Consider the following 14,875-nt stretch of genomic DNA (forward strand, 5'->3'; position numbering starts at 1 on the left):
ACACTCATCGCACGTGTTTACTGCGTGCGCAAAGATAACCGAATGGATCCACCCTGCACATGGGCCATTGTGCAGGGTGGACCGGCGTTCAGCTGGTCTGCGTGCGCCGCGGACGCATCCGCGGACGGCGCATCCGGGTGTCATCCCGGCGGCAACATCCGGCCGACAGGCGATGCCCGCTCAAGGCCGCGGCAGCACCGTCAGTTCGATATGGCTGCCGGCGTGGATGCGCTGGGTGGCCTTGCGGTAATCGCCGGGCACGGCGCGGGCGATGTTGTCGACGAAGGTCTGCGGATTGCGGTCGTACAGTGGGAACCAGCTGCTCTGGACCTGCACCATGATCCGGTGCCCGGGCAGGAAGGTGTGGCTGGCATGCGGCATGCGGATGCGGTACGGCAGCGTCGCATCGGGCGTGATCGGCCGGGCCACCGAGAAGTCCTCGCGGTAGCGCCCGCGCAGGATGTCGGCCGACACCATCAACTGGTAGCCGCCCAGTTGCGGATGCAACGGCTCCTCGTCCGGCCAGGCGTCGATCAGCTTGACCACCCAGTCGGCGTCGGTACCGGTCGTCGAGGCCTGCAACTGCGCGACCACGTCACCGGTCAGCGTCATCGCCTCGGTCAGCGGTTCGCTGACATAGGTCAGCACGTCCGGCCGCGATGCGAACGGGCGCTGGTCGTCGACCAGCCAGATGCCCCAGGTGGAATCCTGCGACGCCTGCGGGATGATCGGCTGGACGCGGTACGGCACCGGCTTGGCCGGATCGGAGATGTATTCGTCGTAGCCGCCCTCTCCGGCGCCGGTGCCGGCAGCGAACGAGAGCGTGCCGCCCGGGTGCAGGTACAGGCGCTTGGTGGCCGCCGCGCGTGGTGGCCAGCTCTGGTAACTGCGCCACTGGTTGTCGCCGGTCAGGAAGGTGCGCACCGGCGGGATCGGCGTGGCCGGCTTGCGGCCTTTCAGGTGCTGGTCGAAGAACGGCAGCATCGCGTCGAACAGGAAGTCCTGGGTGGTGTCCCGGCCCAGCGGCAGCGCGCCGATGCTGGCGCCGCCGACGGTGTGGAACCAGGGATCCTGCTGGCCATGGAACCAGGGCCCGATCAGCAGGTAGTTGCGATCGTTGCGGGCGTCGGTCTTTTCCATTGCCGTGTAGGCGGCGATCGGCCCATAGATGTCTTCCTGGTCCCAGGTCCCGTGCACGGTCAGCACCGGCACCTTTGTCGGGTGCGCGGCGAGCAGGCGGTCGACGGCCTGCGCTTTCCAGAAATCGGTATACGCCGGGTTGTCGATGCTGCGCAGCCAGGCCGGGAAGCGGTCGACGCCGAGCTTGCGCGCCATGTCGTTGGCCGAGCCGGTCGCGAGGTACGCGGCATAGGTGTCGCGGCCACCGGTCGGCGGCTCGCTGGCGCCCTTGACCGTGGTCTGGCGGTAGACGTACTCCAGCGAGAACTGGCGGAACGCGCCGTTGTGGTACCAGTCGTCGCCGATCCAGCCGTCGACCATCGGGTTCATCGGGATGGCGGCCTTCAGCGCCGGATGCGCATCGAACAACGCCATCAACGCGGTCCAGCCTTCGTACGACACGCCGATGATGCCGACCTTGCCGTTGTTGTCGGGGACGTTCTTGACCAGCCAGTCGATGGTGTCCCAGGCATCCGTCGCCTGGTCGACCGGACCGTCGTTCAAGGGCCCGCGCAACGGCAGGTTCATCGTGTAGTGGCCTTCCGAACCGTACTTGCCACGCACGTCCTGGTAGACGCGGATGTAACCGTTCTGGAGCAGCGGCGCGTCCGGCAGCGGGACGGCGGCGGCCACGCGCGGGCTGTTGGGCCGGTGCGTGTAGGCGGGCCGGCTGGCGGCGTCGTAAGGCGTACGGGTCAACACGATGGGCATGCCGGCGTCCGGCGTCGGCGCATCGCTGCGCTTGGGGCGCCAGATCACCGTGAACAGCTTGACGCCGTCGCGCATCGGGATCATCGCCTCCTCGCGCACGTAGTCGGCGCCGGCCGGTGCGTTGAGGAAGGTCGCCGGAATATCCGAGGTCCGCACATCGAACCCTGTTGGCGGCTGGCCTGCCTGCATGCGGCTGGCGGGCGCGCTCTGTGCAGCGACGTCGCTGGCGACGAAGGCGATCACGGCCAGCGAGGCCGTGCAACACATCGCCAGCCACGGGCGGAGGAAAGATGACATCAGGCGACTCCTGGAAGAACGACTTGGCCGTTGACGGGCCATGGTTTCAAAGACTCGGCACCTGTTCACGACCTGCCGCAAGCGCAGTCGGATGACAAGCGCAGCAAGCGCGTGGACAGGGCCTCAAAGCAGCACGCGCAACAACTGCGTGCGGCTGGAGACATCGAGCTTGCGGTAGACCGAATTGAGCTGGAACTCCACGGTGCGTCGCGAACGGCACAGGCGCTCGGCGATCTGCTCGTTGCGCAGGCCTTCGGCGGCCAGCAGCGCGACGCGGCGTTCGCGCGGCGACAGGCACTTCAGGCGGTCGCTGCTGCTGGCGCGCTCCTCGAAGCACAGCAGATAGCGTCCGGCCCGCTCGGCCGGCGACTGCACGCCAGCATGCACGGTGACCGTCAGCGCATCGACCAGCGGATGCACCATCGACCAGCGTGCCGGCATCGCGGCATCGTCGCGACTGCGCTCGGGGCTGTCGTTGCCCTGCCCCGCGAATCCCATCAGCGCATCGATCGTCGCGGGCAGCCGCAACGACTGGATCGGACCGCATCCGCCACTCTCGTCGAGATTGCGGTTCCAGCGATCGCACAGCACGCGCGCACGCTCGGTCGTGAACAAGGGAGTGCCATCTCCGTCCAGGCACATCAGTGCGGGTACTACGTCTGGATTGGCATCGTCAAACATGTGTGGCTCTCCATCAAAGGAACTGTCGCCGCGGCACGCGCGGATCCGGCTGTCATCGCCTCCCTTGCCACCGCCCCTGGCGGTGCCACGACGCCCCTTGGCGTCATGAGGTCCCTACCCTTCCTGCAGCGCCCATGCGCCGTTCACCATCCCTCGAATCCTGCAATCGCCGCGGCGTCGAAACGCCCCGCGGCCACATCGTCCAGCGCAGCGGCGAGGATCGACACCCCCTCGTCCGCCTCGGCACGGGTCAGCGTCAACGGCGGAATGATTTCCAGCACGTTGGAGTCCATGCCCACGTAATAGAGCAGCAGCCCGGTCTCGAAGCAGCGGTAGACCACCTGCGCGGTCTCGCGCGTGGCCGGGGTGCGTGCGGTGCGATCGCTGACCAGGTCGACGCCGATCGCCAGGCCGCGTCCGCGGACCTCGCCGATCAGCGGCTGCGTCGCCGCCAGCGCCTGCAACTGCGCCCGCAGGTGGTCGCCGACCGCGGCCGCGTTGTCGGCAAGGCGGTCGCGCTCGATGGTCTCGAGCACGGCCAGTCCCGCGGCGGCGCAGACCGGATTGCCCTGCAGCGTCTGCATTGCATAGGCCGCGGCGATATCCAGGATGCGCGCCGGGCCGACCACCGCCGACAGCGGCAGGCCACCACCCAGTCCCTTGCCGAAAGTGACGATATCGGGCGTCAGCCCTTCGTGCTGGAAGCAGTGCAACAGGCCGCTGCGCCCCAGGCCCATCTTGACCTCGTCGCAGACCAGCAGGATCCCGTGGCGCGCACACAACTGCGCCAGCGCCGCCAGGAATCCAGGCGGCGGCAGGCGGTAGCCGCCATCGCCCTGCAAGGGTTCGATGAAGGCGGCGGCAATCGTCGACGGCGGGACATCGGTGGCGAAACGGCGCTCGATGTCGGCCAGCACCGATGCGCCGCTGTCATCACCGCGGAAGCCATCGGGAAACGGCACCAGTACGCGGCGCGCGGCGTCGACGGGATCGATCGGCGTCTTGTGACCGGAGATCGCGATCGTCGCGGCGCTGCCGCCGTGGTACGAGCCTTCGAAACACAGCACGCGTTCGCGGCCGGTCGCCAGTCGTGCGGCGCGCAGCGCGGCTTCATTGGCATCGGAACCGGAGTGGCCGAACCAGACGCGACGCCCGCCTTGGGCGTCGTCCTTGGACGATGCCGGCGTGATCGCCAGCAGGCGCTCGGCCAACTCGGTCGCGGGCTGGTTGGCATTGGTCAGCACGGTCGCGCCGCCCGGGCTGCGCACCGCGCGCTCGACCGCCTCGACATAGGCCGGATGCCCGTAGCCCAGTGAGGCCGCGCCGCAGGACGACGAGAAATCCAGCAGCGTGCGGCCGCTGTCGTCGAACACCCGGCAGCCCTGCCCACCGGTCAGCGCACTCGGGAAGAAGCGCAGCTTCTGCAGCCGCGCATGCACGGCGAGGTCGCGGGCGTAGAGGCTGGAGAGGCTGGGCGTGGTCATGTCGCTCAATACGCCTGCAGGTAGGCCGCGCAGATCGCCGCCTCGTCCTTGCCGTCGAGATAGGCGATCTCGCCACGCTTGTGCGTCAGGTAGATGTCCGCAAAGCCCGGCGGGAACCAGCTGCGCACGGTCGCATCGGCTTCGAACGCGGACAACGCCGACTCCAGCGACTGCGGCAGGCGGACCAGTCCGCGCGAGGCCAGCACCTCAGTCGACAGCAGGCTCAGGTCGTCCTGGGTCGCGGCGGGTACCGGCAAGGCATCGCGGATGCCCTGCAGGCCGGCGGACACCAGCGCGGCCAGCACCAGGTGCGGATTGGCGGTGGCATCGGCGGCGCGGAACTCGACATTGAACTGGCGCGCGCGGCCGGCGTCGTCGCGGGCCGAGGTCGGACAGATGCGCAGCGCGGATTCGCGATCGCGGAAGCCGAGGTTGTTGAACGCCGCGCTCCAGCGATGCGGCACCAGGCGGCCGTACGAGATCACGCTGGGCGCGGTCAGGCCGACGAAGGCCGGCAGGTACTTGAGGATGCCGGCCGCGAACGCGCCGCCCTGTGCGGACAGGCCATGGGTGCCGGCCGGGTCGTACATCACCGGCTTGCCGGCATCGTCGAGCAGGCTCAGGTGCACGTGCACGCCGTTGCCGATGCCGCCCGGCGCCAGCAGCGGCGCGAAGCTGACCTTGCGGTCCTGGGTACGGGCGACTTCGCGCACCAGCTCGCGCAGGATCACGGCCTGGTCGGCGGCCGCGATGCCGCGTGCGGGATCGTTGGTGACTTCGTACTGGTCGCGGCCGAACTCGCGCAGGAAGGTATCGGGTTGCACGCCGGCCTGGCGCAGCGCGCCCATCAAGGTCTCGCCGAAGCCCTGTCCGCGCAGGAAGCCATCGAGCGAGAACGCCGCACCGGTGTCGCCGGCCGCGTCCTGGCCAGTTGCGGCCTGGCTGGGCGTGAACACGAACTCGTGCTCGAACGCCACGTACACCTGCAGGCCGGTCTCGGCGTGCAGGCGCGCCAGCGCATCCTGCGCGATCGTGCGCAGGCAGCATTCCCAGGCCGTGCCATCGGTATGCGCGACGTTGCCGAGCGCGAAATGGACGCGCTGGCCGCTGTCGAGTTCGACCTCGACCTCGGCATCACGCGCGGGACGCAGCACCAGGTCGCCGAGCGAACCGTAAGGGCTGGGTACGATATGGTCGAAGCAGCTGATCAGCGCATTGGCCGGCGTCCAGCCGACGCCGGACGTGAAGCGCTGCTCGCGCTGCGCCTGCGGGTAGCCCTTGCCGCGTGTCCTGCCGGACAGGTCGTTGAGGCAGGCGATCATCAAGGGCTCATGACGCATGGGGGCTTCCTTCCAGCAAGAGGGGCGTGGCCGGGTCGTGCGCATTGATGCGCAGCCGATCCCAGGCTTCGATACGGAGACGGGTGTTGTTCCAGTCGCGCTCGGACACCATCACCACGGCGGCTTCGATCAGCGCCAGCGGTGCGGTGTAGCTGTCCCAGGCGGTGTCGACGCCGACCGGCAACGCGAACACGCGGCTGGCGTGGCGCGAGATCGGCGACAGCCACTGGTCGGTGATCAGTACGATGTGCGGCGCGGCCTGCATGGTCGCGACTTCGGCCAGGCGCTCCAGGCTCTTCTGGTAACGGCGGAAATCGATCATCACCAGCACGTCGCGCTTCTTCATGCGCTGCAGGTATTCGGGCCACTGTTCCGGATCGGACGGTACCAGTTGCACGTCCGCGCGCAGGAACTGCAGGCTCGTCGCCATCACGCTGGCGAGGCCATGGCTGACCCGGCCGCCGATGATGAAGACCGTGCGCGAGGGATCGCCGAGCAAGGCGCAGAACGCCTGGAATTCTTCATCGCTGACGCTTTCGGCGGCATCGGCGACACGTTCGGCGATGCGCCGGAAGTAGTCGGCCAGAAAGCCCTGCTGCGGCTGCGGGCGCGGACCGCGCAGGTCGACCGGCGAGCGCGCGCTTTCCTTGAGTTCCTCGATCAGCTGGCGCTGGAATTCCTGGTAACCGGCGTATTCGAGCTTGCTGACGAAACGGGTGATCGACGGCGCGCTGACCTTGGCCTTGCTCGCCAGTTCCTGGATCGTGCCGAGCCCGCTGAACGGGAAATCCGCCAGCACGACCGTGGCGATGCGACGCTCGGCCGCGGTCATCCCGGGAGCGAGTTGCTGCAGCGTGGACTTCACGGATTTCACTGGCATCGCGTGGGCTCCGAGGCCGTCAAGGGCCCCTTGCCACTGAAAATAACAAATCTTTTATGAGAAAAACAATAGATGTGATTGTAAATTTTCATTCAAGACGATAAGTTTCCGTCAAGCCTGACTCGAAAATTGCCAATGCCCGTCAGCCAGACCGCTGCCCCGCCCGCCCGTTCGACGTCGTTGCCGATGCTGCTCCCGGCAGCCGGCTGGGCCGCCCTGATTCTTGTCGTCGCCCTGGTCGGACACCTGCTGGGCGGTGGCGCCGAGCGCACCCTGACCCTGTTCATGATCACCCTGGCGGCTACGGTCGGCATGGGCGTCTACTGCGGTAACTCGGGCGTGCTCAGCTTCGGGCACCTGTCCTTCATGGCCGTCGGCGCCTACGTCTCGGGCCTGCTGACATTGCCGGTCGTGCTCAAGCACGCGGTGCTGCCGCACCTGCCTGACTGGCTGGCGCAACTGCAATGGGGGCTGCCGGCGGCACTGGTCGCGGCCCTGATGGTCGCGGTCGGCGTGGCGCTGCTGACCGGCCTGCTGATCTCAAGGCTTGAGGCGGCGTCGGCGACGATTGCGACGTTGGGCCTGCTGATCATCATGCATGGCCTGATCATCGGCGCACGCGACCTCACCCGCGGCAGCCAGGCCTTCTTCGGCGTGCCGCGCGACACCGGTCTGTGGCTGGCGGCCGGCGCGGCGATCGCGGTCGTTGTGCTGGCGCGCTTGTTCCGCGATTCGGTGCCCGGCCTGAAGCTGCGCGCGGCGCGCGACGACGCCCTCGCCGCACGCTCGACCGGCATCGCGATCGAACGCCAGCGTCTGCTGGCCTGGGTCATCAGCGGTGCGATGGTCGCGGTCTCGGGTGCGCTGCTGGCGCACTTCCTCGGCACGTTCTCACCACAGAAGTTCTACTTCACCGACACCTTCCTGTTGCTGGCGATGCTGATCGTCGGCGGCATGGGCAGCGTCAGCGGTGCCGTCGCCGGCACCGCGCTGATCACGCTGATCGCCGAGCTGCTGCGGCACGCCGAAGGCGGCCTGCAACTGTTCGGCATGCAGACGCCACCCTTGTTCGGTGCCGCGCAGATCGGCATCGCGCTGGCGATCCTGCTGGTCATGAGCCGGCGCCGCGAAGGCCTGGTCGGCGATCGCGAATGGGACGAGGTGCTGGCCGCGCGCCGGCAGCACGCACCGGCGCCAGTAGACACCCCTGTCGACGCCGCCAGCGACGGCATCGCGCCAGCGCCTGTCCCCGGCAACGCCACAACACATTCCGCGCCTCCGGGCCAGCGCCACAGCCGTCTCGAAGGCCAGGCGCTGACGCGCCGCTTCGGCGGACTGGTCGCGGTCAATGCGGTCGACGTCAATCTGCAGCAGGGCGAGATCCTCGGCCTGATCGGGCCCAATGGCTCGGGCAAGTCGACCCTGCTGAGCCTGCTGTCGGGCGTGCTCGCGCCCAGCGAAGGACGCCTGCAACTCGATGGTGCGCCGCTGCTGGGCCTTCCGGCGCAGGTGTTCGCACGCCGCGGCATCGCACGCACGTTCCAGAACACCCGGCTGTTCGACAGCCTCAGCGTGCGCCAGAACGTGCTGGTTGCCGCGTTGCACGGCTGGCCGAAGACGCCACGTCACGATGCCGAGGCCCGCGCCGACCAGTTGCTGGCCGAACTCGGCCTGTCCGCACAGGCGTCGGCACGCGCCGATGCGCTGTCCTATGGCGAACGCCGCCGGGTCGAGATCGCGCGTGCGCTCGCGTTGTCGCCGCGCTTCCTGTTCCTCGACGAACCTGCCGCCGGCATGAACCACGACGAGACCGCCGACCTGATGCGACGCCTGCAGGTCCTGCGGCAGCGCTACGCGCTCGGCATCGTCATCGTCGACCACGACCTGCCGCTGATCACCGGCCTGTGCGATCGCGTGATCGTGCTCAACGAAGGCCGGCTGATCGCTGCCGGCACGCCGCACGCGGTACAGCGCGATCCGGCCGTCGTCGAGGCCTACCTCGGTCGTCGCCACGCCGCGGCCACGCCCGACGCGCCAGACGCATGACAACGCCCGCCCTGCTGACACCCAGCCCTGCTGAAGCCGCTCCGCCCGTCCAGCCCCACGCATCCCGTTTGCCAGGAGAGTCCCGATGACCGACCACCCCATGCCGCCGTCTTCCCTGCAGGTGCGCCGTGCATCGACGCTGCGTCCACGCAGCTTGCTGGGTGGTGTCGCGCTGGGCGGCGTGCTGATGCTTGCCGGCTGCGCCAAGCAGGCCCCGGCGGTCGATGACGGCAGCGTGCGCATCGGGGTCGCGACCGCGCAGACCGGGACGCTGGCGCCGTTCGACGTGCCGGTGATGCGCGGCCTGCGCCTGGGCATCGAGCAGCTCAATGCCGCCGGCCCCACGCAATATGTCCTGGTCGAGAAGAACGTGCGCTCCGATGCTGCGCAGACCGCGATCGCCGCCCAGGAATTGATCGACGACCATGTCGACCTGCTGATCCTGCCGTGTGACCAGGACCTCGCGATCGCCGCCGCCGCGTTGGCTGCCGACGCCGAAGTCCCGGCGTTCTCGACCTGCGCGTCGAGCCCGACGCTGGCGCCGAGCGGCCAGGGCTGGCTGTTCGGGAACGTGCCCGCCGACAACATGCAGGCCACCGCATCGGCGACCTGGGCGCATGCGCAGGGCTTTCGCAATGCCGCCATCGTGCAGTCGCCCGATACCCAGTACACCACCCTGCCGCTGTACTTCGCGCAGGTGTTCAAGCAGCTCGGCGGCAACGTCGTCGGCGACATCGTCTACAAGACCGGCCAGCAGAACTTCGCTGCAGAGATCAGCCGGATCAAGGCGCTGACGCCAGCGCCCGACGTCATCATGACCGCAGCCTACGAGCCCGACTTCCCGGCCTTCATCCGCCAGCTGCGTGCGGCCGGCGTGACCGCGCAGGTCATCGGCTCGGATGGCATCGACACGCCGACGATCCTCGGCCTGGGCGCCGCCGCCGAAGGCGTGGTCTACACCACCGCCGGCTTCGCGGGCGACGACCCGGCGTATGCGGGCTTCCTGCAACAGTTCGAACAACGCTACGGCGCGCCGTCGGACACGGTCTTCGATGCCGTCGGCTACGACCTGTCGCGCGTGATCGCCGCCGCAGTGGCCGCCGCCGGCCCGCAGGCGACGCCGAAGGCGTTGCGCGATGCGATCGCGTCGCTGTCGAACGTCAAGGGCATCACCTCGCCGATCACCTACCTCGGCACCGACGGCATGCCGCAGCGCGAGGTCGCGCTGGTCCGCATCGGCGCATCGGGCCGCAGCCTGGTCGCGCACCTGCAGCCCGATCCGGCGCTGGTCCCGCCACCCCGCTTCTGATGCCGGACGCCACGCCCATGTCATCGCCCAGCCCCTCCGCATCACGGCACCCCGGTCCTGCAGACGGCCCACCGCAGACAGGCCCGGCGCAGGCACGTGCCGATCGACTGCTGCGCGTGCACGAGCTCAAGGTCGCGTATGGCGCGGTCGAGGCCGTGCAGTCGGTCTCGTTCGAGGTCAACAAGGGCGAGATCGTCGTCCTGCTGGGTGCCAACGGTGCCGGCAAGTCGTCGACGCTCAACGGCATCGTCGGACTGGCGCCGGTGACCGCCGGCCAGGTCAACTTCCGCGACGAACAGATCCAGGGCCTGCAGACTGAAGCGCTGGCGCGCCGCCGGCTGACCCTGTGCCCGGAAGGCCGTCGCGTGTTCTCCGGCTTGACCGTCGAGGAAAACCTGCGCCTGGGCGGCTATGCGCTGTCCGGTCGCGCGCAGGCACAACAACACCTCGACGAGATGCTGACGCTGTTCCCGATCCTCGCGCAGCGGCGCCGGCAGATGGCCGGCACGATGTCCGGCGGCCAGCAGCAGATGCTGGCGATCGCGCGCGCACTGATGTGCGATCCCGAACTGCTGCTGCTCGACGAGCCCTCGCTGGGACTGGCGCCGCAGATCGTCGAGCAGGTGTTCGAACTGGTCGCCGCGCTGCGCACGCGCGGCGTGACCATCCTGCTGGTCGAACAGAACGTCGCGATGTCGCTGGAGATCGCCGACCGCGGCTACGTCATGGCGTCCGGGCGCATCGTGGCCGCGGCCGACGCCGCGACGCTGCGCGATTCCGATGTCATCGCCCAGACCTATCTGGCGCACTGAGGGCTAGGCACCGATGGATTACTTCCTGCAACAACTGATCAGCGCCACCGCCCTCGGCGGCACCTACGCGCTGCTCGCGCTGGGCCTGGCGATCGTGTTCTCGATCGTCGGCCTGATCAACTTCGCCCATGGCGAACTGATGACCGTCACCGCCTACGCGATCGTACTGTCGATGGGAGCTGGCCTGCCGTTCGTGTTCGCGGCGCCGCTGGGCATCGTCTGCGCGATGGTGGTGGCGATGCTGCTCGAACGCATCGCATTCCGGCCGGTGCGCAAGGCCAGCGGCGCGACCCTGCTGGTCACCAGCTTCGCCGCGGCGATGATCCTGCAGATCCTGTTCCAGAACCTGATCTCGCAGCGTCCGCTGCCGGTCACCCTGCCCGCCCTGCTGACGTCGACGGTCCAGCTCGGCGGCTTCGTCGTCGGCGTCAACCAGATCCTGTCGATCGTCATCGCCGGCGCGACGATGCTGCTGCTGAACCTGTTCCTGACCCGTACCCTGCTGGGGCTGTCGATGCGCGCGATCGCGCTCGACTTCGGTGCCACCCGGCTGATGGGCGTGCGCGCGAACGCGGTGATCTCCGGTGCGTTCGCGGTGTCCGGCCTGCTCGCAGGCATCGCCGCGATCCTGTGGGTCTCGCAACGCGCCTCGGTCGATCCGTACATGGGTTTCACGCCAGTACTGAAGGCCTTCATTGCCGCGATCATCGGCGGCCTGGGCAGCTTGTCCGGCGCCGTCGTCGGCGGCCTGGTGCTGGGTTTCATCGAGATCTTCTTCGCCGCGTACCTGCCCGATGCCTGGCAGGAGTTCCGCGAGCCGCTCGCGCTTGGCGTGGTGATCCTGATCCTGCTGGTACGGCCCAACGGCCTGCTGCCAGCGCCCAAAACCGACAAGGTCTGAACGACACGGACCGACACGGTCTGACCTTCCTGGACCCGCAAGGTCTGACTTCAATCCTCTCAAAGTACAGGCATGGACACGCGCACCCCTTCTTCCCTTCCGCCACTGCTGGGCCGCAGCGAACCGCCGCCGCTGCAGGTCAGCAATCCCCACGGCCCCTCGCCGTTCCTGCTGGTCTGCGAACACGCCGGCAATGCCATCCCGGCCACGCTCGACGCACTGGGCCTGCCCGATGACGAGCGCGTGCGCCATATCGCCTGGGACATCGGCGCCGCCGCCGTCGCGAAGGGCATCAGCGACGCGCTCGACGCGCCACTCTTCCTGCAGCCCTATAGCCGGCTGGTCATCGACTGCAACCGCCCCTGGGATGCGCAGACGCTGATCCCGCAGGTCAGCGACGGCACCGAGGTGCCGGGCAACAGCGGGCTCGACGACGCGCAGCGGCGCCAGCGCTGGGACCTCGTGCACCAGCCGTTCCATGGCGCGATCGCCCAAGCCCTCGACCAGCGCCCCCTGCGTGCGCTGGTGACCGTGCACAGCTTCACGCCCGTGCTGCGCAGCAATCCCGAACCGCGTGCGCTGCACCTGGGCCTGTTGTACGACCTGCGCGACAGCCGCCTGGCCGATGCGATGTTCGATGCCCTGGTCGCCGCCGAGCCCGAACTGCTGGTCGAACGCAACCAGCCCTATGCGATCGAAGGCCTGTCCGACTACGCTATCCCGGTGCATGGCCTGCAGCGCGGCATTCCCAACGTGCTGATCGAGATCCGGCACGACCTGATCTCCACCCCGGCCGGCCAGGCCGAATGGAGCCAGCGCCTGACGCGCGCCCTGGCCGCCATTCCCATCGACGCCCTGCTGCAGGATTCCCGCTGATGTCCAATGACTCTGCCACGCCCGCTTCGTCAGGCCCTGCTCCGTCCGGCTCCGTTGCGAACCGCGCCAGCGTGCACCTGTCCACGACCTCGCGCGAGATCCCGCTGCAGCCCGGCCGGGTGGCGTTGCTGTTCATCGACGTGCAGAACTGGTCGACCCATCGCGATGGCGGCGAGTTCACCGAGCTCGATGCCGAGACCCTGCAGCGCGACTACCGCTACTACTTCGACCGCCTGGAGCGCACCGCGCTGCCGAACATGCAGCGTCTACAGGCGGCCTGCCGCGCGGCCGGCATCGAGGTCATGTACACCACGATCGAAAGCCTGACGCTGGACGGACGCGACCGCGGGCTGGACTACAAGATCAGCGGTTTCCATGTGCCCAAGGGCTCGTGGGACGCCAAGGTGCTCGACGCCATCGCGCCGCAGGGCGACGAGATCGTGCTGCCGAAGTCGTCATCGAGCGTGTTCGTGTCGACCCACATCGATTACGTGCTGCGCAACCTCGGTGTGGCCCAGCTGATCCTGTGCGGCGTGGTCACCGACCAGTGCGTGGAATCGGCCGTGCGCGACGCCTGCGACCTGGGCTACCTGGTCACCCTGGTGCCCGACGCCTGCGCGACGATGACCGCCGAGCGCCACGACAATTCGCTGCGGACCATCAAGGGCTATTGCCGCCAGCGCGATACCGATGTGCTGATCGCCGAAATCGAGTCGATGGCGCAGGGCTGACAGCGGACGCGACCCCACGGATCGCAGGCCTGGCGAGTCACGCCAGACGAGACCCTGCCGGCACGTACCGACGAACGCTTCGGTACGTGCCGGTCCATCGCCGGATCGTGTCGACGCGCGACCAGGTGTCGCGACTCGCGCCCAGGCGCGTTGCTACCGACGACTGTGCGCTACTGCAAACCCAGGCAAGACGCGCGGCGCTCGCGCACGCGAGCGGACTCGACGCGCCTCAGTCCTCGTCGTCGGCCGGACGCGGCTCACCTTTCCACATCAGGCTGGCGTCGCGGTAGGCATGTCCGTTCGACAGCAGCGGCGCATCGCGGCCGCGCAGGTGCTTGTCGAAGAACGCCAGCGCATAGTCGTTGACGATGGTGTGGGCGAGCCGTGGATGGATCGCACCGGGCGTGTCGTTGCCGCGACTGAACAGCGGATGGTCGGAGAAATGGCCGTGGTCGGCGCCCTCGATGCGCAACCAGTACCAGTCCGCGCGGCTGCGCGCGAACATCGTCCAGAAATGCGTATCGGCTGACGCGTATTCTTCGCGCAGCGAGGCATCGACCGGCCCGCGCATCGCCTCGGCGATCGCCGGCACGCCATTCATCACCATGACCGGACGCGGCGAGCCCTTGGGCACGACCCCATTGGCACCCAGCAGGCCGTAGGGCCAGCCGTCCTCGTTGATCGCCGCCTTGATGCGTGGCTCGTCGAGACTGGCCTGCAGCGACACCACGCCGCCCATCGACCACCCCATCGCACCGGCGTGGTCGAGATCGAGCCGCTTGTGGAAACGGCTGCCCGGATCCGCGTCCAGCCTGGCCAGCTCGTCGAGCACGAAGCTGACGTCGCGCACGCCATCGAGGACGTTGCGCGCCGTGCTGCCGTCGCTGAACATGCGATCGAAGCGCTCGCGCGACGACAGGTTCGCGGTCGCGGCCTTCTCGCTGGCATCGAAGGCGGCATCGCTCTTGCCGCGCGGCGATTGCGCATGGTCGATGAAGGTATAGCCATCCGGGAACGGCTGGCGGATCACGCCGTTGAAGCCTGGATGGCCGACCGCGACGACCACGTAGCCGTGGCTGGCCAGGAACTCGGTATGGAAAGTCGCTGTGAAGTGCGGGTTGCCGCCGCCATGGTTGTAGACCAGTACCGGGTACCGGCCGCCGCCCGCAGGCAGGGCCGCTTCGACAACCGAATTGGTGCGCACATGGCGGACCTTGCGCAGCCAACCCAGCTGGCCACGCCAGTCCTTGTCGGGCTCGCCGTGGTCGGCGGCCCGGGTCTCGACGATGTAACGCTCGGGATGCAGCAGGTACGGGGCTTTCGCGGCATCGTCGGCCACCGTGGCCGGGTACCAGATCTGCACCGGCAGACGGCGGCGGTCGTCGGGATCCAACGTCCGCGGCTCGTCGCGCGCGGCATCGACCCAGAACGTCTCCAACGTGCCGGTCGCATACGGGCCGCGCGGCTCGCCAGCGAACACATCGGCCGGAATCGCCGGTTCCGGCTTCTCGCGCTTCTCCGGCCGTTGCGCGACCGCCGGCAACGCGGCGACAGCGATCAACAGCAACGCAACACGATGCAGGACATGGCGCATGCGACTCTCCTCAGGATCCGTGCGAAGCCCGCTG

Annotated in this window: 12 protein-coding genes; 6 read left to right on the top strand and 6 right to left on the bottom strand. The window is 68.5% G+C overall.

Annotation, left to right across the window (positions count from 1 at the left end):
- Positions 1-180 precede the first annotated feature (180 nt).
- The 5 genes from ACYX7E_RS13555 to ACYX7E_RS13575 form a co-directional block, all read right to left on the bottom strand.
- Positions 181-2,187, bottom strand: a complete 2,007-nt coding sequence (locus ACYX7E_RS13555; protein WP_462081115.1) for a CocE/NonD family hydrolase — start codon at positions 2,185-2,187, stop codon at positions 181-183.
- Between the two features lie 123 nt (positions 2,188-2,310).
- Positions 2,311-2,868: a helix-turn-helix transcriptional regulator gene (locus tag ACYX7E_RS13560; protein WP_462081116.1), complete on the bottom strand. Its 558-nt coding sequence runs from the start codon at positions 2,866-2,868 to the stop codon at positions 2,311-2,313.
- 143 nt (positions 2,869-3,011) lie between these two features.
- Complete coding sequence (locus tag ACYX7E_RS13565) at positions 3,012-4,352, bottom strand: aspartate aminotransferase family protein (protein ID WP_462081117.1); 1,341 nt, start codon at positions 4,350-4,352, stop codon at positions 3,012-3,014.
- 5 nt (positions 4,353-4,357) lie between these two features.
- Positions 4,358-5,692, bottom strand: coding sequence for a type I glutamate--ammonia ligase (locus ACYX7E_RS13570; protein WP_462081118.1), 1,335 nt, complete (start codon positions 5,690-5,692; stop codon positions 4,358-4,360).
- Positions 5,682-6,572, bottom strand: a complete 891-nt coding sequence (locus ACYX7E_RS13575; protein WP_462081119.1) for a MurR/RpiR family transcriptional regulator — start codon at positions 6,570-6,572, stop codon at positions 5,682-5,684. The genes ACYX7E_RS13570 and ACYX7E_RS13575 overlap by 11 nt, the downstream gene beginning before the upstream one ends.
- Before the next feature lie 186 nt (positions 6,573-6,758).
- On the opposite strand from ACYX7E_RS13575, the gene ACYX7E_RS13580 reads away from it, so the two are divergent.
- From ACYX7E_RS13580 to ACYX7E_RS13605, 6 genes are all read left to right on the top strand, one after another.
- Positions 6,759-8,618, top strand: coding sequence for a branched-chain amino acid ABC transporter ATP-binding protein/permease (locus ACYX7E_RS13580; RefSeq protein WP_462081120.1), 1,860 nt, complete (start codon positions 6,759-6,761; stop codon positions 8,616-8,618).
- Positions 8,619-8,703: 85 nt separating this feature from the next.
- The gene (locus ACYX7E_RS13585; protein ID WP_462081121.1) at positions 8,704-9,927 is read left to right on the top strand and encodes an ABC transporter substrate-binding protein; all 1,224 of its coding nucleotides are present in this window, start codon (positions 8,704-8,706) and stop codon (positions 9,925-9,927) included.
- Positions 9,928-9,944: 17 nt separating this feature from the next.
- A complete protein-coding gene (locus ACYX7E_RS13590; protein ID WP_462081122.1) occupies positions 9,945-10,739 on the top strand; it encodes an ABC transporter ATP-binding protein in 795 nt (264 codons plus the stop codon).
- Between the two features lie 13 nt (positions 10,740-10,752).
- Positions 10,753-11,640: a branched-chain amino acid ABC transporter permease gene (locus tag ACYX7E_RS13595; RefSeq protein ID WP_462081123.1), complete on the top strand. Its 888-nt coding sequence runs from the start codon at positions 10,753-10,755 to the stop codon at positions 11,638-11,640.
- Between the two features lie 72 nt (positions 11,641-11,712).
- Positions 11,713-12,516 (top strand): N-formylglutamate amidohydrolase, encoded by an 804-nt coding sequence (locus ACYX7E_RS13600; protein ID WP_462081124.1) that lies wholly within the window; start codon positions 11,713-11,715, stop codon positions 12,514-12,516.
- Positions 12,516-13,247: a cysteine hydrolase family protein gene (locus ACYX7E_RS13605; RefSeq protein WP_462081125.1), complete on the top strand. Its 732-nt coding sequence runs from the start codon at positions 12,516-12,518 to the stop codon at positions 13,245-13,247. The genes ACYX7E_RS13600 and ACYX7E_RS13605 overlap by 1 nt, the downstream gene beginning before the upstream one ends.
- Before the next feature lie 229 nt (positions 13,248-13,476).
- On the opposite strand, the gene ACYX7E_RS13610 is transcribed toward ACYX7E_RS13605, so the two are convergent.
- On the bottom strand, positions 13,477-14,841 hold the full coding sequence (locus tag ACYX7E_RS13610) for an alpha/beta hydrolase family protein (RefSeq protein ID WP_462081126.1): 1,365 nt from the start codon (positions 14,839-14,841) through the stop codon (positions 13,477-13,479).
- Between the last annotated feature and the right edge of the window lie 34 nt (positions 14,842-14,875).

This window comes from Luteimonas sp. RIT-PG2_3 (assembly GCF_054902115.1).

Excerpts from the sequence above, each read along its gene's own strand:
- ACYX7E_RS13555 (WP_462081115.1), bottom strand. The coding sequence starts at position 2,187 with ATGTCATCTTTCCTCCGCCCGTGGCTGGCGATGTGTTGCACGGCCTCG.
- ACYX7E_RS13560 (WP_462081116.1), bottom strand. The coding sequence starts at position 2,868 with ATGTTTGACGATGCCAATCCAGACGTAGTACCCGCACTGATGTGCCTG.
- ACYX7E_RS13565 (WP_462081117.1), bottom strand. The coding sequence starts at position 4,352 with ATGACCACGCCCAGCCTCTCCAGCCTCTACGCCCGCGACCTCGCCGTG.
- ACYX7E_RS13570 (WP_462081118.1), bottom strand. The coding sequence starts at position 5,692 with ATGCGTCATGAGCCCTTGATGATCGCCTGCCTCAACGACCTGTCCGGC.
- ACYX7E_RS13575 (WP_462081119.1), bottom strand. The coding sequence starts at position 6,572 with ATGCCAGTGAAATCCGTGAAGTCCACGCTGCAGCAACTCGCTCCCGGG.
- ACYX7E_RS13580 (WP_462081120.1), top strand. The coding sequence starts at position 6,759 with ATGCTGCTCCCGGCAGCCGGCTGGGCCGCCCTGATTCTTGTCGTCGCC.
- ACYX7E_RS13585 (WP_462081121.1), top strand. The coding sequence starts at position 8,704 with ATGACCGACCACCCCATGCCGCCGTCTTCCCTGCAGGTGCGCCGTGCA.
- ACYX7E_RS13590 (WP_462081122.1), top strand. The coding sequence starts at position 9,945 with ATGTCATCGCCCAGCCCCTCCGCATCACGGCACCCCGGTCCTGCAGAC.
- ACYX7E_RS13595 (WP_462081123.1), top strand. The coding sequence starts at position 10,753 with ATGGATTACTTCCTGCAACAACTGATCAGCGCCACCGCCCTCGGCGGC.
- ACYX7E_RS13600 (WP_462081124.1), top strand. The coding sequence starts at position 11,713 with ATGGACACGCGCACCCCTTCTTCCCTTCCGCCACTGCTGGGCCGCAGC.
- ACYX7E_RS13605 (WP_462081125.1), top strand. The coding sequence starts at position 12,516 with ATGTCCAATGACTCTGCCACGCCCGCTTCGTCAGGCCCTGCTCCGTCC.
- ACYX7E_RS13610 (WP_462081126.1), bottom strand. The coding sequence starts at position 14,841 with ATGCGCCATGTCCTGCATCGTGTTGCGTTGCTGTTGATCGCTGTCGCC.